The following is a 19,434-nucleotide window of genomic DNA, read 5'->3' as shown; positions in this document are numbered from 1 at the left end:
AGAGCGCGCCCGGGGGGGCGCAGCTTCCGCGTTCAATGCATAAATTGTTTATATCGTTTATTCGCGATGTCAGTGCAGCTGATGCGATTGGTAGTAGGCGGCGCCGCGCAGGTTCTCGTGCTCGGGCAAGTCGAGCGTGCGCTGCACGCCCTGCGGTTGCTGGTCGAGTCCGTTCTTGAGGATGGCCTGCACGCTCTTCCAGCTCACCGCACCGTGCTTGAGGGCGTGGGCGCAGGCCGCCTCCAGGCGTTCGACGCCATATCGCTGGCCCAACGACAGCACGCCGAGGCAGCTGCGGTAAGCCTGCTGGGGATGACGCCGCTGATGCAGCAGCCGCTCAACCAGCACCGCGCAACGCGGCCCGATCGCAGCGGCCCGCGTCGTCAGCGTGGTGGCGTTCCAGCCGGCGACTTCACGGTGCGCCGCGGGCATGTGCGCGTCGATCGTCGTATGGCGGCCCTTGACGGTGCAGTAGGCGTGGCTGGCGATGCGCTGGCCGCGCTGGAAGATTTCGACGGTCATCTTGGTGACGCGCACGTCCACCTGGGCGCGCGCGTGCTGGCATGGTACCGAGTAGTAGTGCCCGTCGATCTCGACGTGATAGTCGATGCCCACCCGGGCCACCTTCCATTCGGCGTACTCGTAGCGCCGTTGCGGCAGCGGACGCAGGGCCGGCTGGTCCATCTCCGCAAAGGCGCTGGCGCGGCAGCCCGGCAGCTTCTTGAAGGGCCGCTGGTTCACATCGGCCAGCAGGGTCCGCAGTGCGCGATTGAGCTCGTTGAGGCTGAAGAAGCGCTGGTGGCGCAGCCGCGCCAGCACCCAACGGGTGATCACCAGCACGCCGTTCTCGACCTTCGCTTTATCTTTCGGACGTCGGGCACGTGCCGGCAGCACGGCCACGCCGTAGTGCTCCGCCAGGTCGTGGTAGGTCGGGTTGAGGTCCGGCTCGTAGCGCGACGCCTTGGTCACGCCGCTGCGCAGGTTGTCCGGTACCCACAGCTCCGTGCAGCCGCCGAAGAACTCGAGCGCGCGCACGTGGCTGCCAATCCAGTCAGGCAGCTGCTGGCTCCAGGTGGCTTCGAGATAGGTGTAGTTCGACGCGCCCAGTACGGCGACAAAGATCTGCGCGTCGCGGATTTCGCCGGTGGCGCCGTCGGTGACGCCGACGGTCTGGCCGGCATAGTCGACGAACAGCCGTTCGCCCGGCGTGTGGGTCTGGCGCATCGACAGCGTCAGCTGCTGGCGCCAGCGGCGGTAGTGGTCGCAGAAGGCGCTGTACTGCAGGCCGTCGGCCTGCTCGACCTTGTACTCCTGCCACAGCAGCTCGAGCGTGACGCCCTTGCGGCGCAGCTCGTTGTGCACCGTCAGCCAGTTCGGCGCCGGACGCTTCACTGACGATGGCTCGCTCGGCGGAAACAGCCGCCACTCAAGCGCGGCGTCGTCAAGATCCGCCGGCATCGGATACGGCAAGCCTGCCACCTTGGCGCGGGCCAGGTAGTCCGACACGGTGGTCGGCGAGGCGTTGATGATGCGGGCGATCTCCCGCTTGGAGCGGCCGTGCTCGAAATGCAGCCGCAGGACTTCATGGATTTTGCGCATGGATAACCTTTTGTTGGTCAAGCAACCCTCCCGGAAAAATCCGCGAGAGTGCCACAGTTATCCCTTGCCGCCAGCCCCTTCGGCCCGCTTCAAACTGTCCAGTTTGGAGCGGAATCAGTGTCCAGTTTGCGCTGGAACGGGTGTCCAGTTTGCCGCGGAATCAGTGTCCAGTTTGCCGTGGAATGGGTGTCCAGTTTGGTCTGGAATACGCAATGAAGGTAAATTTGCAGACATACCCTCGGACTTTCCTCGCCCAGCATCATTGGGAGCGCTGCCAGGTGCTCAGCCCAAGATCATAGTAACTGAGTATAAAGGCAAATTTTATCCACCAGAAGGCACGCCTCCTGAGATCTACGAGCGGTGGCAAAATTGCGAAGAACTTGCGCGACAATTTGCGTCAGAATTAAGGCTAGACAAGGCGGCTAACGTTACGCTTAGGACCGAAACTGAGATGCTGGAACAGCATCTCAGAATTTTTAGGAAGTCATGGCTCTCCGAGGATGAGGCAAAGTGGATGATCCGAAGGATGAGTCAAATACTGGGGTGGCCGGTGCCGCCGGCCGCCTCTACCTAAGCTTTCGAGCCGCACGTTCAATTCGCTGGCGACCCAACGGTGAGGATGACGAGCATGGATGCGAGATCTCGTAAAAAAATGCTTTATCGACGACTGTTCCGGTCATCTGCTCGGAATACGCTGGCCGCAAAGATAGCCATTGCTGAAGATGCCAAAAACTGGCATTTAATCAAACCTAACTTACTTCGACTTTTCGGCAATGATGGTCCGGCTGCATGGAGCTGGTACGTCACCCCGGCTCTCGCGCTGAACGGAAAGCGTCCAGCCGACTTAGTATTGGGCGGTGACGTGACATTAGTACAGGAACTTCTGATAAGGCTGGAGTACGGCGTTTATACCTGACAAGAAGGGTAATGTACCGCGCATTTGCCAGTGCACTGCGTGACGAGATCTCGCAAATCAAGCGAGAGTCTGGGCAGGAGCACCAGGGCATCTGCCAGAAGTGTCACATTCGTGGGTGGGTGGACTGACGGCGCGAACAGGTGGAAGGGTTAATGCCGTTTTATCGAGGGTGTAAATAATATTGTGTAAACGGTCATTTGGCAGGACACTGCCGCCATTAGGAGAAACGATGACCGTTGTAAAGCGTAACAAGCGGGCCAAGCCCGATCCGGAACTGCTCAAACTTGCCGACGGCCTGCTGGCAAACTACCAGAAGCCCGAGGACCTGATCGGCGAAAATGGGCTGCTCAAGCAGCTCACCAAGATGCTGGTCGAGCGCGCGCTGGAAGTCGAGATGACCGACCACCTGGGCCACGACAAAAGCGGCGAGGTGACCAACAGCACTGCCAACACCCGCAACGGCCATAGCATCAAGACGCTCAAGGGCGATTTCGGCGCGCTGCCGCTTGACGTTCCTCGCGACCGCCAGGGCACGTTCGAGCCGCAGATCGTCGTCAAGCATCAGACACGCTGGACCGGCTTCGACGACAAAATCATCTCGCTCTACGCGCGTGGCCTGAGCGTGCGGGAGATCCAAAGCCATCTGGAAGAGATGTACGGCACCGAGGTGTCACCGACCCTCATTTCCAACGTCACGGACGCTGTCAGCGAGGATGTGAAGCTCTGGCAGGCCCGCCCGCTCGACGCCGTGTACCCGATCCTCTATCTCGACTGCATTCACGTCAAGGTGCGCGACAACGGCGCGGTGCGTACCAAGGCGGTCTACCTGGCCATCGGCGTCAACATGGATGGCCACAAGGAGGTGCTGGGCCTGTGGATCTCCCAAACTGAAGGCGCGAAGTTCTGGCTGCAGGTCGTGACCGAGCTAAAAAATCGTGGCGTGCAGGACATATTCATCGCCTGCGTCGACGGCCTGAAAGGCTTCCCGGACGCCATCGAGGCGGTCTACCCGCAGACCTCGGTTCAGCTGTGCATCGTTCACATGGTGCGCAACAGCCTGAATTTCGTGCCCTGGAAAGCGCAGAAGGAAGTCGCCGCCGATCTGAAGTTGATTTACAGTGCAGCCACTACCGACGAGGCTGAACTCAGGCTTGCCGAATTCGAAGATAAATGGGATAAACAGTATAAACCGATAAGTCAGTCCTGGCGCCGTAACTGGGCGCGCGTCATACCGTTCTTCGACTACCCGCCGGAAATCCGAAAGGTGATATACACCACGAACGCTATTGAATCGATTAACATGAGCCTGCGAAAAGTGACCAAGGCCCGCAGTTCCTTTCCGACCGATGAAGCTGTCAGCAAGCTGTTTTATCTTGCCCTGAACAACATCAGCAAGAAGTGGACGATGCCGATACGGGACTGGAAAGCTGCGTTAAACCGCTTCGCCATCCAGTTTGAAGACCGGGTGCCGCAGACTTAAACGAAGAATCGTTTACACAGAATCTGGTACACCCCCGTTTTATCTGGCCTTCGTGCCGGGATCAGTGCGCTTCCTGGTGGTGAACGACTATCCAGCTAGGCGCATCGCCAAGACCCTGTCGCGCGTGGTCGGCGTCGACGAACCCTTCAGCGCAGCTACCCGTTACACGGTCAGCGAGCAGAAAGTGCAAAGCAAGACCAAGGCGCAGACCCCGCTGACGCGGGCTTTCCGCGGGATTAACCTGTCGCTGTGGGCGACTTACTTCATGGGCCTGATGGTCACCTACCTGCTCTCCGGTTGGCTGCCAATCCTGATCATGGACGCCGGCCTGTCGATCGAGCGTGTAGCGAGCATCACCGCACTGTTCCAGCTCGGCGGCACCGTCGGCACGCTGGTGGTAGGCTGCCTGGTGGACCGCTGGGCCCGAATAAGGCGATTGCCGCCTACATCGGCGGCGCCGTCTTCTTCCTGCTGCTAAGCTCGGGCAGCGAGCAGGACCCGGCGGTATTTTGCGCGCGGGTCCCACGGTCAGCAGCTTATCTCGGACGGACTGGAGCCCTTGCCTGGCCTGAGACTCGCGGCGCAGGTCATCTGCGGGCGTCGGTCATGGACTGATAGGGCATGTTGCATGGATCGCCCTGCAGCGATACCGACTAGTCAGGCCACAAGCAAACTAACGTCGCGCCGCCGATTCGACATTATGGGAATAATGTCTTGCGCCGCGCTTTCAGACGAAGAGTGTGTTTCTATGCAGCTGTAGTAGGGAATGCTGGGAAAATTCTCGCGGGCGCACGCACCTAGCGGCGGCTTAAGCGCCACCGAGACCGCAAGCTTTCAAACCACGATAGGACGTACATTCGCTCATGCAGAGCGCGGGGTGCCGACGCCTCCCGCGAACCGTAGAAGCTCCGCATGTAATCCGGAAAGCTACTGCCGTAAACGCGTTGCCAGCATCGCGGGTGCGACCGTCACGAGCTTCATGCAGCCTTCCAATTATAGGTGCTAGGATTCAATCTAGCGAACGTTCGCACACAGCCAAGCCCGCTCAATCCCGTTACGCGGGAATTGCGGTGCTAGCAAAAGAAGTGCGCGAACAGCTCGTCTGGAGGCTACATCCAGAGCGCCCAGCGCTCAGACAGCAAGCAGCTAATCCGTGCTAAAACAAGGTCATTGCAACCCAGGCCGTCCCCGCAGCCAGCGGCAACGTTGCGATCCACGACAAAAGAATGTTGCGTAGCGTCTCCCAATTCAGGGTATGCGCCCCGGCGCCCACGCCAGCGATGGAACCCACCGAGACGTGAGTTGTCGAAACCGGCCAGCCCAACTGGCTCGCGCCGAGCACCAGGACAGCGGTGATCAGGTTCGCAGCGACTCCCTGCGTATGGTTCATGCGCGTGACGCGGCGGCTCATCGTTTCGGCCACGCGCCTGGCGAACAGCAGGCCGCCGACCGCCATGGCGATTGCGATCGCGGTCACGGAAAGCCGGACGCCGGACAGGTTTGCTGCGATGAGCAGCGCGGCAAGCTTGGGCGTGTCGTTGACGCCGCGCGCGAAACAGATCAGTGCTGCCGACGCGCTGTGCAGGTGATCGAGAAATCGAGCAATCGACCACCTGATCACCGGCGCAGGCAGGGCATCGCAGACGACTTCCTTGTCGATGACCAGGAAAGACTCCGTTACGCTAAGCGCGGCCTCACCGGTGGTGCTCAGTTCAGGCTGCGGCATTTGCACGCAAACGCACTCCTGTTGAAGCGGCCTAAGTATAAGGCGGTACGCAAGCATGCCCATCAAGGCCGCGACGATCGGGCTGAACAGCAAGGGCAGCAGAAACGTATTCCACAGCCTGCCGAATTGCACTTGATTGGGACTTGCGGCTAGTCCTGCGCCGACCAGGCCCCCGATCAGCGCATGTGTGGTCGAAATCGGCAGGCCGGCGCGCGTGGCAATCACGACCGTGAGAGCGGCGCCGATACCGACACTCAACAGAAATCGCGGGCCACTAACGATGGCATCCGGCAGCAGGCCCTTGCCCGAAAATTGCTGCGCAAGCTCATGCGCCAACACCATCGACATCAGGCTGCCACCCACGGTGGCAAGCGTCGCCATGAGGAGGGCCTTACGATAGCTCAGGGTTTCCGAGCCCCACGCCGTCGCGAAGCCCTTGAAATTATCGTTTGCGCCGTTCCAGAAAGCCAAACACAGCGCGACCATCAATATGATTGCCATCGTCCGGGCTCCTTATTTCTCAACAGCAGGCGCCGGATGTGCTTGCGACACTGTCGTCGAATGGCTGGCCTCCGCCGCAGCCCGTGAACAAGCCGTGATGGCGGCTGAAGTCGCCGATGAAATCGAAATGGGCGCGAAAGCGCGTGTCATGCAGCATGCGCCAAGTGTTGCCGCAGACGGGAAATACGCGGCCAGCTTCGATGTCGTGGTGCTTGTCGAGCACGAAGCGGTGCTCGTAATCGGGGATGCCGCCGCGGTAGACGACGGCTTGGCCATAGTCCTCGCACGCGCTTTCCAGCCCGTCCAGCTTGAACAGCCGGTAGGTAGCAGAAAAGAATCGGATATTGCCGGTCCGCGCAGCCAGCTCGCTATCGGCCACTGCCAATGGACGGTCGTCGACCAGGCGCGGGTCGGCTAAACCATGGGACTGCGCCAGGCGCAGGAAATCGTTCCAGTACAGTGCGCCGCCGAGGCATTCGCCATACAGCACCGGATCGTTACGCACTGCAGGTGGCACGCGCCGGTCCGCGTACACATCCGAGAAATAGAATTCGCCTCCCTGCTTGAGTAAGCGGTGCACCCCGGCAAACACCGCATCCTTGTCCGGCGACAAATTCACGACACAGTTCGACACGATCACATCGAAGCTGCCCGGCTCCAGGCCAAGTTCGTCGAGCCGTTCGATATAGCCGTGAATGAACCGTACGTTGTCGAAGCCAAACGCGGCATGTTGATGTGCATGGTGGCGCTCGGCGACCTCGAGCTGGGCCTTCGTCATGTCGACACCGACCACTTCGCCCTCGGGCCCCACCAGTTGGGCCAGCGCATACACGTCGCGTCCAGAACCGCAACCGAGGTCGAGCACGCGACAACCCCGCAAGAGGGGAGGGCACACCAGGCCACAGCCGTAATATCGCGACAGGACTTCCGGGTGGATGCGCGCAAGAAGCGGCTTCAGCCAGGCTGGAACCTGGCTGATGTCGCAGCAGGCGGTGGTCTTCAGGTCGGCCGAGCTTTGCAGTTGGCGGCCATAATAGTCCTGGACAAGGTCGTGCATGACGAAAAATCTCCGGTGGGTGGAAGCGGCTTTGCTTTACCTGCCGTAGACGAACGGCATGAGGCCTTTCTTACAATTATTTGCGCGGCAAGAGCTCGATGTCCCCGTACCAGGCAACTGCGCTTTCGCCGGTGTTGTCGGTATCGGTGGCCAGCGCGATGGCGACGACGTCCGGCGCCTCTTCGCCGAACGCGGCGCGAAAGTCGGCCGCCAAGTCGCGCGTTTCCGTTATCCACTCCCCGGCCCGTGCACTGCCGGTCTCGACCACGACCATGCGAGCCCGGTCGGTGTAGGCGTTTGGTTGGATGGTGCCGACTGGATAGCGGTTATCCCAAACGTAGTTGAGGGCCGCGGTCGGGATTTTCTGGCCATACAATGTTTCAGCCAGCTTCAGCTTCGCGCGCGTGCCGAACGGCAGCTTCTCGGCTGGGTAGTCGAACAGTACATAGATCCGCGCCGCGTAGTCGTCGCCGTTTTTCTGGCGCATGTCGGCGGTCCTGACCGGCGCGCCGATTTTCCAGCGCCAGCGCAGCAGCGGCGTCTGGCGAACGTCGACGCGCACCGAATGGATCAGGCCGGACATCGAGTGGTCGGCCTCGGCCTTCAAGACAGCGACGCCCGCGTCCGATGTCAAGCTGTAGCGGGTATCGTTCGCCTTCGGCGCCGGCCTGACCAGTTGCCAGCCATCGATTGCGCCACCCACGGCCATCGTCGAGAAAGCGGGAAGTGCCAGTCCGGACGCCCCCGCAGCGGAGGCGACGGACAATCCGATGGCAACGATGATGTTCTTGTACATTGTGTTCATTCCAACCATTCCTTTGGAACGTGAATCAGGTCTGCCGGTTCGTCGACATCGGCCAGGGTCGGCAGCTCGCCCAATGCGAGGCCAAGCTGGGCTGCACGCTCGCGGGTCTGCGCCATTACGCGTGGCGTGCTCCACTCAATTTCTTCGAACAGGCCCGGATGGGGCGCCGACAGCCCGACCAGCACGTAGCCGCCGTCGGCCGCGGGCCCGAACACCGCTTGGTGCGACCGCAGCAGTCGCGCCGCATCGCGCAACTGCTGTGGGCCCAGTCCGGGGGCGTCCGTGCCGATCAGCAGCGCGCGCGGATACGCGCGCAGTGTACGCTCCAGCGCCCGGTGCATGCGAACGCCGAGGTCGCCGGTCCCTTGCGGCGTCAATGCAAGGCCGTGCGTGGCGGCTGCGCCGAGAAAGGCTGGATGGCTCTCGTCAGGCGCACAGCACAGCTCGACCGGACCGACATCGGCCGCGACCGCATTGTTGACGGTTTCGACAAGCATGCGTCCCGCCAGGCGTGCCGCCGCTTCGTTGCCGATGACGCGCGCCAGTCGGGTCTTCGCGTATCCGGGAATCGGCGCCTTGGCGAACACGATCAATGCACATGAGGAATTCATCGGTATGCCTTCGCGAGCCGTTCGGCTGGCGCCCCGAGCCAGTAGCGCAGGCGCAAAGTGCACATCAGGAGGATGGTCGGCCAGACGCCGCGCGTTTCCCAGCGCAGCCCCGAGGTCTTTACGCACGCGCGCAGGCACAGCGGCGTGGAAATGCGCTTCAGACGGCGCGACAGCTCGATGTCTTCCATCAGCGGTTGCAGCGGAAATCCGCCTACTTCGCGGAATGTGTCGCGCCGGACGAACATGGCCTGGTCGCCGGTAGCGACGCCTGTCAGGCGCGAGCGCCAGTTCATCATGAAGCCGACCAACGCGAGCATCGCCGGGCGCCCGTCGATCTGCACGTCGAAGCGCCCCCAAGCTCGGGTGGATGCCATGATGGCCTTAAGGACGAGCGCGTCGGCGCAGGCCGGCAGGCGCGTGTCGGCATGCAGGAACAAAAATACGTCGCCACTTGCGGCAGCGGCACCGGCATTCATCTGCAGGGCGCGCCCCTTGGCCGAGCGGACGACATGAAAACCGGCGCGCTCGGCCAGTTCGGCCGAGCCATCAGCGCTGCCGCCGTCGACGAGTACCACCTGGACGTTCCTTGACCGGAACGGGGCCAGGGACTCGAGCAAGGCAGGCATCTGGCGCGCCTCGTCGAGGACAGGAACGATAATTGACAGTTTCATGGGTTCTCGAGCGACATGTTGGCCCGGCGGCGCCAGGCATGGAAGCGGGCGGCCCAAGCAAGCAGCCGCTGGGGGGCGTGGGCGCGTTTCCATTCGCCCGCCGCATAATTGTTCGCTTCGGCCAGGGTCGGATAGATGTGGATGGTGCCGAGGATCTTGTTCAGGCCGATACCGTGCTTCATCGCCAGAACGTATTCGGCCATCAGGTCGCCTGCGTGTTCGCCAACGATGGTGGCGCCGAGAATCTTGTCCTTGCCCGGCACCGTGAGTACCTTCACAAAGCCGCGCGGCGCTTCCTCGGCGACGGCGCGGTCGAGTTCAGCGAGATCGAAGCGGGTGACTTCGTACTCCACCTGCTGCTCCCTCGCCTCGGTTTCCGATAGGCCGACGCGTGCGACTTCCGGATCGGTGAACGTGCACCATGGGATGACCGAGTAGTCGCTCTTGAATCGCTTGATGCCGCCAAACAGGGCGTTGACGGCCGCGTACCAGGCCTGATGCGCGGCTGTGTGGGTGAACTGGTAGGGACCGGCGACGTCGCCGCAGGCATAAATGTTGGGGAAGAGGGTCTGCAGCCAGGCGTCGGTCTCGATCGTCTTCTTCTGCGTGGTCGGGATTCCCAGTTCTTCCAGCCCGAAACCTTCGGTGCGGGCGACGCGGCCCACGGCGCAGAGCAGGACGTCGAAACCGATTGCGGTCGCCGTCTCGCCCTTGCCTTCACTGTCCGCGCGCTCGACAAGCAGCGTCTTGCCGCCATCCGGCTCGCGCTGGCACCGCACGGCCTGGTAGCCGGTCAATACCGTGACACCGTCGGCTGTCAGCGCCCGCTCGACCAGTGCGGATACTTCCGGATCTTCCCTCGCGAGCAAGCGAGCGGATTTTTCGACTTGCGTTACCTGGCTTCCGAGGCGAGCGAATGCCTGCGCCAGTTCGCAGCCGATCGGGCCGCCCCCAAGCACGACAAGGCGTTTTGGCAGCGTGGTCAAGGTCCACAGCGTGTCCGAGGTCAGGTAGCCGACGTCGTCTAGACCGGGGATGGGCGGCACAATGGGACGCGCGCCAGTAGCAATGACGATGGCGCGGGTCGTCAGCACCTTGCCGTCAATCTCGACTTCCCATGGCGAAACGATCCTGGCGTGGCCGCGCATGACATCGACGCCCAGCTGTTGGTAGCGCTCGACCGAATCGTGCGGTGCTATCGTCCGGATGACGCGCTGTACGCGGGCCATGATGTCCGCAAAATCGACCTCGAGATCGGCGCTGGCGATACCGAGCGAGGGCGCCTGCCGGGCCTGGTGCACGAACCGGGCCGAACGGATCAGGGCTTTTGAAGGGACGCAGCCGTAATTGAGGCAGTCACCGCCCATCTTGCCGCTTTCGACCAGCGTTACCCTGGCCTTGACCGCCGCCGCGATATAGGCTGTCACCAGGCCGGCCGCGCCGGCACCGATCACGACCAGGTTGCGGTCGAAGCTGCGTGGCCTGGTCCATTTCCGGTAGATTTTGCGTGCTTTCGATGCTTGCAAGACCTTATTTGCCATGAGCGGGAGCAATCCGATCAGCACCAGAGAGCCAAGCAGCGTGGGCGACAGGATGTCGTGCACGCTTCTCACGCGAGCGAGCTGGGTGCCGGCGTTGACGTAAAGGAGCGTGCCGGGCAGCATGCCAAGTTGGCTGACCCAATAATAGGTCCAGGTGCGAAGCGGCGTCAGCCCCATCAGCAGGTTGATCGCGAAGAAAGGGAACAGCGGAACCAGCCGCAGCGTGAACAGGTAGAATGGGCCGTCGCGCTCGACACCGTGGTCGATCGTATCGAGTTTGCGCCCAAAGCGGGCCCGAACCCAGTCACGCAGCAGATGGCGTGACGCCAGGAAGGCGAGGGTAGCGCCGATGCTGGCGGCGAACGAGACAATCAGTGCACCCAGACCGAGGCCGAAAATGGCCCCGCCAGCCAGCGTCATGAGCGCTGCACCGGGTACGGAAAGGGCAGTGGCGAGGATGTAGAGCGCGGCAAAGGCCGCGATGCTCTGCATGGGATGGGCATCGTAGCTGGCGCGTAAGGCGTCCTGGCTGGATTTCAGGAAACCAAGGTTGGCATAGCGCCCAAGATCGAAGATGAAATAGGCGGCAACGGCCGCGGCGATCAGCAGCAGGATGGCGATCCTGTTTGTTTTCATTGTGGCGTCCTTGCGAGCTTTGGCCGCTCAGGCAGCCAGGGCGCCGCCGCAGCTGCTGCCCTGGCCGGCCGTGCATCCGTAGCAATGGTCGGCAACGACGATGGGCTGGCCGTCGACATCGTGCCCGAGCAGGTCGCGCAGATGCGGGCGCATGCTGTCGTCGAGCCGGAGCGGCAGGTTCAGCATCTGGTTGAAATCGCAGTCGTACAGGTAGCCCTGCCAGTCGACGCTGACGAGGGTGCGGCACATCACCGCGCCCACGTTCGCCGCGCTGTAGTTGTCCTTGAGCAGGCGCATGTAGGCCGAAAACTGGCCCTTCGAGATCAGCATGCTGCCGAAGCGCTGGATTGGCATGTTGGCGAGTACAAAGAGCTGGTTGAATTCGATCCCGAAATGACTGTCGAGCTCGCGCTTGTAATCGGCTTCCAGTTGGTGCTGCCCCGGCGGCAGGGCCGGACCCTGGGGGTTATAGACCAGGTTGAGAATCAGGCCGCTTCCCGCACGTGCGTAGCCCAGGGAGTTCAGGCGCTGCAAGGCGCCGATACTGCGCTCGAAGACACCATCGCCGCGCTGTTTGTCGACGTTGGCCTGCGAATAGCAGGGTAGAGACGCGGTCACCTCAACTTGCTGCCCGGCCAGGAATTCCGCGAGGTCCTCATGTCCGGGCTCCGACAGGATCGTCAGGTTGCAACGGTCGATCACGCGAACGCCGAGTCCACGCGCGCCGCGCACCAGGCGCCGGAAATGTTCGTTCATTTCCGGCGCCCCGCCGGTCAGGTCGAGCGTACTCAAACGACGTGCACGCAACACCTGCAGCACCAGGTCGACGGTGTCGCCGTCCATCATTTCCTTGCGGTTTGGACCGGCGTTGACATGACAGTGCTGGCAAGTCTGGTTGCATCGGTAACCGAGGTTGACCTGCAGGGCGTCGAGAGTTTTCCGGCGAAGCGCAGGGAAGTCCGTTGCGCGCAGGAGGGGTAGAGTGGCATGCATGACGTTGTCTCTTGAACAAAGGGTAATCCTTAGACGAAAGCTGCCACCAATTTCTTACACGGGATTACGAAAAGAGAAAAGCACAGCGCCCATTCAGCGCCTCAGGACTTCCAGCCACTCCTTGTGCGCATCGCTCAGCGCCGCTTCCGGCGTCAGCATGGCGTGCGATAGCGCACCGCGGATTTCCGGTTCTTCCGCCGGCAGCTCGTCGGCCAGCATCGATTCCAGCAGAAGCCTGACTTTCTTTAGGCTTTCCCGGTACAGCGTGAAAATGGCGCTGACAGTGACGTGCTTCGATGGATCCTCCATCCAGCAGTCATAATCCGTGGCGATGCCAATCGTCGCGTAGCAGATCTGGGCTTCGCGCGCGAGGAAGGCTTCCGGAACGTTCGTCATGCCGACGAGATCACATCCCGCCTGACGCAGGAACTGGCTCTCGGCGCGGGTACCCAAGCGCGGCCCTTCGACGCAGGCATAGGTCGCGCCGGTGTGAAGCGAAATACCGAGGCGCCGGGCGTGCGCGGCTATCCAGCGGACGAGTTCACCGCTCACTGGGTTGGCAGTCGACACGTGCGCGGCGACGCCTTCTCCGAAAAAGGTCGAAGCGCGGCGGCCGCGCGTCCAGTCGAAATACTGGGCCGGTAGCGCCAGCTCGCCGGGCGCGATCTCCTCGCGCAGGCTGCCGACGGCGGAGATGCCGACGATCTGCGTCGCACCAAGCGCCTTGAGCGCATAGACGTTCGCGCGATAGTTCACTTCATGGGGCAGGAGTTGGTGTTGCTCGCCGTGCCGAGCCAGAAACAGGACCGGGTGCCGGCCGAAGCGCCCGCGCAGGATCGCGGACGAGGGCGGCCCGAACGGCGTCGTGACCTGCAGTGTTTCCAAACTTTCGATGCCGTCGAGTTGGTAGACGCCGGTGCCGCCGATGATTGCCAGCATAATTGAACCTTTCGTCTAGATTTTCTCGATCGCGGCTTCGCCGGCGACAAATTCGCACGCCTCGCGCAAGAAGGCCATGTTTTCCTTGAAGTTGGTGCAGCCCCTGCACATCATCAAGTGAAAATTCAGTGACATGGTCTCGCGCCTGCTCAGCTTGCGATCCAGTTGTTGCGACAACAAATGTGTCGCCAGTTTGCATGACATCATGTGAGCTCATCCTTTCCAAACCAGCGCTGCTGTAGGCAAATACGCAACTGCATCCGCGCACGATGCAGTATCACCCAGCAATTAGACGAGGTGATGCCCAGTTCCTTACAAATGTCGGCGGCCTCCAGGCCGAGAAACTCACGCATCGCGAATACCCTCGCCGTCGCATCGGGAAGGTTCTGCATGCAGGCTTCGAACACATCCCAGAATTGCCGGTTCGAAAAGCTTTGCTCCGGATCGCCCCAGGACGAGGGCAGTTCGTCGCGCTGCCAACGTTCGTTGGCCTTGAACAGCACGTCGAGATCGGATTCGTCGCAGGCCTCTCCGATGTCGATCCGGTTCTTTTGCCATCGGTCGCGCAGCAAATCGACGATCTTGTTCTTCAGAATGGTGAACATCCAGGTCTTGACCGAGGCGCGGTGCTCGAACCGTGCGCTGGCGGCACATGCGGCCGCCAAAGCCTCCTGAACCACATCCTCGGCCATTTCCTGGTTGCGGAGCTGTAGTCTGGCAAAACGCAGCATATCGCGGCGCAGCTGCGTCAGGCCGGCATCGTCCCACAGGGGAACGTGGTCGTCGGAAGTGGGGCCAGAAATTGTCGATGCCATAAGGGGCGGGTATCTTTCGATGATCGTTACACCAAGTGTCCGGCAGAAGGCGAGCGTGACGGCTCACACTGGCCCGCCTCGTATGCCTATCCTGTCAGCCCACCCTATAGGCGGAAAAAGCCTCGTCAAGCTCGGTACCGAAGGCCTGGTTGCTGTAGTTGCTGAGCGTTTTTACGGCAGCCGCAAGCACGATGTACAGCAGATCCCGCTCCCGGTAGCCGGCGTCGAGGAAGCGCTTGACGACGTCGGGGGAAGGCTGGCCGTGCTTTGCGACCATCTCCACCGCCATGGCTGCCAGCACGGCGAGCTTGGCATCGGGGATGGGTTCTCGTGCACGAATGGCCTGGAGGACGTCTTTCGGTACATGCGACATCTTGTCCGCGATCATGCTGTGCGCCGCGGTGCAGTAGGTGCAGCCATTATATTGGCTAATCGATAAGAATACCACTTCCTGCTCAGCCGGTGATAGTCCGGACTCCTTGCGGAACAAATCGTAGCCGTGCAGGTAGGTGCTCAGTACGCCGGGTGCATTGGCCATGTTGGCATACATGTTGGGAATGAACCCGACCTGCTTGAGCGCGACGTCCAGAACCTCTTTTTGCTTGCCCTGGGCCGTCGCGTGATCGACCGGGGGGATGTGATGAATGATTTTGTTTGCCATGAACGTTGCTCCTGATAAGCGAATGAGCTGGTGCCGCCGGGAAGATCCCGCAGCCTCATTACGTGAGTGGCAATCTTAAACACGCCTCATTGTCGGTGGGAACCGGGCGTCTCGTTTCGCTGTCCCGGCGTCTCGCAGCCTACGTCTCGCTCATCTCTACGCCTGCTGTTCCATTCAGCCATTCCAAAGGAGGACAGCCCAACTGGCGAACAAAGGCGCGGCTCAGTGCGCTGGCGCTGCCATAACCGACGTCATAGGCGACCTGCTTTGGCTGCAAGCCCTGCCGCAAGAGCCGCTGCGCTGCCATGATCCGCCACGACGCAAGATAGCTTGCAGGGGGCGTGCCGACGGTATCACGGAAATGCAGGGCGAAGCGGGCGCGCGACATGCCGGCCAGCGCTGCCATGTCCGCAAGCTGCCAGTCACGTGCCGGATCCTCGTGGATTGCGAGCAGGGCTTTTGCCAGGCGCTCGTCCGCCAGCCCCGCAAGCGTCCCCCCCTGCGTCAGGCCGCTCGCGACGCAGTGCCGGAGCAGGCGGATCATCAGGACTTCGCACAACCGGTCGAGTGCAGCCTGGCCGCCATACAGGCTGGAGAATGCTTCGTCTAGCATAAGCTGCAACAAGGCCTCCACGCCGGGAAGGCTGGCGAGCGTCACCAAAACCGTGTCCGGAAGCGAATCAGAAATCGGATTGCTTCCGCCACCCCCGAACCGAACCGAACCGCATATGACATCCGCGCCGTTGCGCTCGTCGGCAACCAGGCGGTGGGCCTTCGGTCTCGCGAGGAACATCAAGCTCGGATTGGTAATGTGAAGCACGTCCTTCTGCAGGCCAGTCACCTCGACCGGGCCCCGCTTGACGAGATGCAAATGTCCTTCCATCGCGTCTTCCGGGAAGTCGTGCATGCCGCAGATGTTTCCCGTATAAAAGATACCGGCACTCAGGGTGAAGCGGTTCAGCAGCAGCGATAAATTGTCCATGACCTCAGATAACACATATCGACCAGATCGGCGTCTGTAAGGTTTTACTTAAAACCGGCGTGATTATAAATTGACGCAGAAATTTTCCGCGATGGATGTAAGGAACGCCCTGTCAGTCCGACTACTCAATATCAAAGTCGATGTCCTGTTTGTCGGCTGGTGCACACCCGGCCTAGAGAACTTGGCGGGTCGGAACGCGATCCGTGCTCGTCGGTTTTTCGGCTCGCCCTATCATGAGCTGACCCGGGATCATCCGATTAATTAGCGCCGTGGAGAAAAACGATGAGCGTACCACCGATCAGTGCCCCGAAAGTTCTGCTGTTCGACGTGAATGAAACCTTGCTGAATCTCGCATCCGTGGAAGAAAGCGTGAATAAGGTGCTGTTGGAAAATAATGCTGCCAAACTATGGTTCAGCAATATGCTCCACTATTCGCTGGTGCTGACCGTGAGCGGCCAATACCGTCCCTTTCCCGAGATTGGTGCCGCGGTGCTGCAGATGATGGCCAGGAATCGTGACGTCATGCTCAGCGACGAGGATGCCAGCAAAGCCCTCGAACCCATGAAGAGCGCACCGGCGCACGCCGATGTACCGGCAGCCCTTGCCGCGTTGCGCGGTGCGGGTTTTCGGATGGCGACCCTGACCAACTCGACGTGCGAGGGCTCGAAGGCCCAACTCGATAGCGCGGGGATAGCAGGGTTCTTCGAACGTCAGCTCAGCGTGGAAACGGTCAAGAAGTACAAGCCCCACAGGGACGTGTACCTCTGGGCCGCCGAACAGATGCAGGTGCAGCCGGCCGACTGCATGCTCGTGGCCGCGCACCCCTGGGACGTCGCGGGCGCCGCTTGGGCCAGTATGCGGGCAGCTTTCCTGGCCAGGGTCGGTGTGCAGACCTTTTCGCCCGCGCCGACGCCCGAGATCGAAGCCCTCGACCTGGGCGACCTGGCAAGAAGGCTGGGCGCCGCGCCTGCGGCCACTTGAACGGTCCGGATCGGGGTCGTCATGGAGGATTTCCTGTTCGCCACCGGGATCGAGAACAGTTACCCGGTAATCGCCTTGCCCGACGGTCGCCTGCACCGCGTCGACGAAATGGAGTTGACCGGGCACTACCAGCACTGGCGCACCGATCTGCAATTGCTCGATACGCTAGGGATCAAGGTGCTGCGCTATGGGGCGCCTTACTACCGTGTACATGCCGGACCAGGGCGCTACGACTGGGAATTTACCGACCAGGTATTCGACGAAATACGCCGTCTGGGCATCAGGCCGATCGTCGATCTCTGCCATTTTGGCGTGCCTGACTGGCTCGGGAGTTTCCAGAACCCAGAGTTGCCGGCCTTCTTTGCCGAGTACGCACAGGCGTTTGCCCAACGTTTTCCCTGGGTCGAGTTCTACACGCCGGTCAACGAAATGTACGTCGCCGCAAAATTTTCCGCCCAGCTCGGATTGTGGAACGAGCGGCTTGCGTCGGACCGCGCATTTGTCACCGCAACCAAGCACCTGGTCAAGGCGAACATTCTGGCGACCGTGATCTGCCCCGGCAAAACTGGACAACTTCCTGGATGAGTTTTGGTCCAACTTTTTCCTTCGAGAAGGAGTGCGGCCATGAAACGGAAACGGTACTCAGCAGAGCAGATTGTCTCGATTCTCCGGCAGGCAGAGCTGGGGATGGCAGTAGGTGATATCGTGCGCCAGCTTGGCATTTCGGAGCAGACGTTCTATCGCTGGAAGAAGCAGTACGCGGGCATGCAGGTCGAAGGTGTGCGCGAGCTGAAGATCCTGCAGGAAGAAAACGCGCGGTTGAAAAAGCTGGTCGCCGAGCTGAGCCTGGACAAGGCGATCCTGCAGGACGTCGCCTCAAAAAAGTGGAACGGCCCGCGCTGAAAAGGGAAGTGGTGAAGTACATCGTGAGCCACTACGGCCTGAAGCTAGCGCGGGCCTGCAGACTGATGAAACAGGTGCGCAGCACACAATACCTGCACAGTCGGAAGGATCCGAAGCTGCCGTTGCGGCAGCGTTTGAAAGAGCTGGCACAGGTGCGCCTGAGGTGGGGCTACCGGCGCCTGCACATCCTCCTGAAGCGCGAAGGTTTCCAGCTTGGTGTCAACCAGACCTATCGCTGGTATCGCCTTGAAGAGCTGCAACTGCGGTCCTGGCGCAAAAAGCGCAGCAAGACGACCATGCTCCGGCAGGCGCGCATGCAGGCGCTCCACATCAACGACGCCTGGAGCATGGACTTCGTAGCCGACCAATTGGCCGACGGGACAAAGATCCGGCTGCTGACGATCATCGATATCTACAGTCGGGAATCGCTGGCGATCGTCGTCGGTCATCGCCTGCGCGGCGACGATGTCGTCGCGGCGCTTAACCGCATTGCCGAAAGACGTCCGGCACCGAAATGTCTGTTCGTCGACAACGGCAGCGAGTTCTCGGGACAATTGCTCGACCTATGGGCGTACCACCACCAGACGAAAATCGACTTCAGCCGGCCCGGCAAGCCAACCGATAACTGTTTCATCGAGACATTCAATGGATCGCTACGCGACGAATGCCTGAACATTCATTGGTTCGCTTCACTGACCGAGACTCAGGCCGTCGTGGAAGCCTGGCGCCGGGACTACAATGAGAGCCGTCCTCACACAGCTCTCAAAAACCTGACACCGGCCGCTTTCGCCCGGGAGACCGGGGCTGGAGGTGCATAAAAACGGATCTCAACAGACCAAAATTTTGTCTTCAAAGTGTCCAGGGAATCCAAGCGGATCAAACAGACCAAAATTTTGTCTTCAAAGTGTCCAGGGAATCCAAGCGGATCAACCGAAGCGATCGCCAGTCAGAACCCTGGCGCCAAGTTCGTCCAGAGCGAGTCGTCCGAATATTTTCACCCGGTCGGCCCCGAAGCGATGAAACTGGCGTCCCACCTGAACCAGCTGCGTTTCCTGGCGCTCGACCTGAATTACGGGTTTGATGTCTGCGCGACGATGTACGAATACCTGATGGATAACGGCATGACCCGCGAGGAGTATCATTTTTTCCTTGAGCGCAACGTGAAATCGCTGTGCATCATGGGGAATGACTACTACGCGACGAATGAGCACATCGTGTATCCCGATGGGCAGACGTATATCTGCGAGATGTTCGGTTATTACGTCATCACCAAGCAGTATTACGACCGTTACCGGCTTCCGGTGATGCACACGGAAACCAATAACCGCGACGCGGGAAGTGCGGAGAAGGACCCGCGCCGATGGCTCGAACAGCAATGGTCGAACCTGCTCAGGTTGAAGCAGGACGGCGTGCCCATCCTCGGGTTCACGTGGTACAGCCTGCTCGACCAGGTCGATTGGGACAGCGCGCTCGCGGAAGTCAATCAAAGGGTCAATCACTACGGGCTGTTCGACCTCGACCGGAAAATCCGACCGGTCGGGAAGGCCTATCGTGACTTGGTTCAGGCATGGTCGGGCAAGGTCGGTAACGGCCTGTATTGCCTGCGATAGGAGGGGG

At 61.0% G+C, this 19,434-nt stretch carries 20 protein-coding genes; 7 read left to right on the top strand and 13 right to left on the bottom strand.

Translation table 11 applies throughout. The annotated features are described in order from the left end of the window. Positions 1-69: 69 nt before the first annotated feature. The gene (gene istA / locus BVG12_RS04295) at positions 70-1,599 is read right to left on the bottom strand and encodes an IS21 family transposase (RefSeq protein ID WP_075791334.1); all 1,530 of its coding nucleotides are present in this window, start codon (positions 1,597-1,599) and stop codon (positions 70-72) included. 628 nt (positions 1,600-2,227) lie between these two features. Between istA and BVG12_RS04290 the strand changes: the two genes are divergently transcribed. The 3 genes from BVG12_RS04290 to BVG12_RS04280 all read left to right on the top strand — a co-directional run bounded on the left by BVG12_RS04290 (position 2,228) and on the right by BVG12_RS04280 (position 4,473). Beyond that, positions 2,228-2,515 (top strand): MbcA/ParS/Xre antitoxin family protein, encoded by a 288-nt coding sequence (locus BVG12_RS04290; protein WP_169926795.1) that lies wholly within the window; start codon positions 2,228-2,230, stop codon positions 2,513-2,515. A 229-nt stretch (positions 2,516-2,744) separates the two neighbouring features. After that, positions 2,745-3,995, top strand: a complete 1,251-nt coding sequence (locus BVG12_RS04285) for an IS256 family transposase (protein ID WP_075791135.1) — start codon at positions 2,745-2,747, stop codon at positions 3,993-3,995. Positions 3,996-4,059: 64 nt separating this feature from the next. Beyond that, complete coding sequence (locus tag BVG12_RS04280) at positions 4,060-4,473, top strand: MFS transporter (protein WP_075791332.1); 414 nt, start codon at positions 4,060-4,062, stop codon at positions 4,471-4,473. A 678-nt stretch (positions 4,474-5,151) separates the two neighbouring features. Here the strand turns inward: BVG12_RS04280 and BVG12_RS04275 are convergent. The 12 genes from BVG12_RS04275 to BVG12_RS04220 all read right to left on the bottom strand — a co-directional run bounded on the left by BVG12_RS04275 (position 5,152) and on the right by BVG12_RS04220 (position 15,933). Continuing rightward, positions 5,152-6,222: an inorganic phosphate transporter gene (locus BVG12_RS04275; RefSeq protein ID WP_075791331.1), complete on the bottom strand. Its 1,071-nt coding sequence runs from the start codon at positions 6,220-6,222 to the stop codon at positions 5,152-5,154. A gap of 19 nt (positions 6,223-6,241) precedes the next feature. Continuing rightward, positions 6,242-7,279, bottom strand: coding sequence for a methyltransferase domain-containing protein (locus tag BVG12_RS04270; protein WP_075791330.1), 1,038 nt, complete (start codon positions 7,277-7,279; stop codon positions 6,242-6,244). A gap of 76 nt (positions 7,280-7,355) precedes the next feature. Further along, positions 7,356-8,075 (bottom strand): DUF3047 domain-containing protein, encoded by a 720-nt coding sequence (locus BVG12_RS04265; RefSeq protein ID WP_169926794.1) that lies wholly within the window; start codon positions 8,073-8,075, stop codon positions 7,356-7,358. Positions 8,076-8,080: 5 nt separating this feature from the next. Next, the gene (locus tag BVG12_RS04260) at positions 8,081-8,695 is read right to left on the bottom strand and encodes a TIGR04282 family arsenosugar biosynthesis glycosyltransferase (RefSeq protein WP_075791328.1); all 615 of its coding nucleotides are present in this window, start codon (positions 8,693-8,695) and stop codon (positions 8,081-8,083) included. After that, positions 8,692-9,366, bottom strand: coding sequence for a TIGR04283 family arsenosugar biosynthesis glycosyltransferase (locus BVG12_RS04255; RefSeq protein ID WP_075791327.1), 675 nt, complete (start codon positions 9,364-9,366; stop codon positions 8,692-8,694). Before BVG12_RS04255 ends, BVG12_RS04260 begins: the two co-directional genes overlap by 4 nt. Then, positions 9,363-11,543 (bottom strand): dihydrolipoyl dehydrogenase family protein, encoded by a 2,181-nt coding sequence (locus BVG12_RS04250; protein WP_075791326.1) that lies wholly within the window; start codon positions 11,541-11,543, stop codon positions 9,363-9,365. Before BVG12_RS04250 ends, BVG12_RS04255 begins: the two co-directional genes overlap by 4 nt. Positions 11,544-11,570: 27 nt before the next feature. Beyond that, entirely contained in the window at positions 11,571-12,536 is a 966-nt protein-coding gene (arsS, locus tag BVG12_RS04245; RefSeq protein WP_075791325.1) for an arsenosugar biosynthesis radical SAM (seleno)protein ArsS, read from the bottom strand. Positions 12,537-12,629: 93 nt separating this feature from the next. Next, the gene (gene mtnP, locus BVG12_RS04240; RefSeq protein WP_075791324.1) at positions 12,630-13,475 is read right to left on the bottom strand and encodes an S-methyl-5'-thioadenosine phosphorylase; all 846 of its coding nucleotides are present in this window, start codon (positions 13,473-13,475) and stop codon (positions 12,630-12,632) included. Between the two features lie 15 nt (positions 13,476-13,490). Continuing rightward, positions 13,491-13,682 carry a zf-HC2 domain-containing protein gene (locus tag BVG12_RS04235; protein ID WP_075791323.1) on the bottom strand — a complete coding sequence of 64 codons (192 nt, stop codon included), beginning with the start codon at positions 13,680-13,682 and terminating at the stop codon, positions 13,491-13,493. Further along, on the bottom strand, positions 13,679-14,290 hold the full coding sequence (locus BVG12_RS04230) for a sigma-70 family RNA polymerase sigma factor (protein WP_075791322.1): 612 nt from the start codon (positions 14,288-14,290) through the stop codon (positions 13,679-13,681). Before BVG12_RS04230 ends, BVG12_RS04235 begins: the two co-directional genes overlap by 4 nt. A 94-nt stretch (positions 14,291-14,384) precedes the next feature. Next, on the bottom strand, positions 14,385-14,951 hold the full coding sequence (locus BVG12_RS04225) for a carboxymuconolactone decarboxylase family protein (protein ID WP_075791321.1): 567 nt from the start codon (positions 14,949-14,951) through the stop codon (positions 14,385-14,387). A gap of 139 nt (positions 14,952-15,090) precedes the next feature. After that, on the bottom strand, positions 15,091-15,933 hold the full coding sequence (locus BVG12_RS04220; protein ID WP_075791320.1) for an AraC family transcriptional regulator: 843 nt from the start codon (positions 15,931-15,933) through the stop codon (positions 15,091-15,093). Positions 15,934-16,215: 282 nt separating this feature from the next. On the opposite strand from BVG12_RS04220, the gene BVG12_RS04215 reads away from it, so the two are divergent. The 4 genes from BVG12_RS04215 to BVG12_RS04195 all read left to right on the top strand — a co-directional run bounded on the left by BVG12_RS04215 (position 16,216) and on the right by BVG12_RS04195 (position 19,427). Further along, positions 16,216-16,914 (top strand): haloacid dehalogenase type II, encoded by a 699-nt coding sequence (locus BVG12_RS04215; RefSeq protein WP_075791319.1) that lies wholly within the window; start codon positions 16,216-16,218, stop codon positions 16,912-16,914. 21 nt (positions 16,915-16,935) lie between these two features. Next, positions 16,936-17,499 carry a family 1 glycosylhydrolase gene (locus BVG12_RS04210; RefSeq protein WP_075791318.1) on the top strand — a complete coding sequence of 188 codons (564 nt, stop codon included), beginning with the start codon at positions 16,936-16,938 and terminating at the stop codon, positions 17,497-17,499. Between the two features lie 39 nt (positions 17,500-17,538). Beyond that, positions 17,539-18,635 (top strand): IS3 family transposase gene (locus tag BVG12_RS04200; protein WP_156895539.1). Its coding sequence is split into 2 segments (ribosomal slippage): positions 17,539-17,791 and positions 17,791-18,635, totalling 1,098 coding nucleotides; the frame shifts between segments, so codons are not numbered across the junction. 36 nt (positions 18,636-18,671) lie between these two features. Then, on the top strand, positions 18,672-19,427 hold the full coding sequence (locus tag BVG12_RS04195; RefSeq protein ID WP_156895538.1) for a glycoside hydrolase family 1 protein: 756 nt from the start codon (positions 18,672-18,674) through the stop codon (positions 19,425-19,427). Positions 19,428-19,434: the final 7 nt, after the last annotated feature.

It is taken from the genome of Massilia putida (assembly GCF_001941825.1).
Lineage (GTDB): Bacteria > Pseudomonadota > Gammaproteobacteria > Burkholderiales > Burkholderiaceae_D > Telluria > Telluria putida.
Note: the sequence above shows the minus strand (reverse complement) of the source record. Positions and strands in the feature narration are given on the sequence as shown.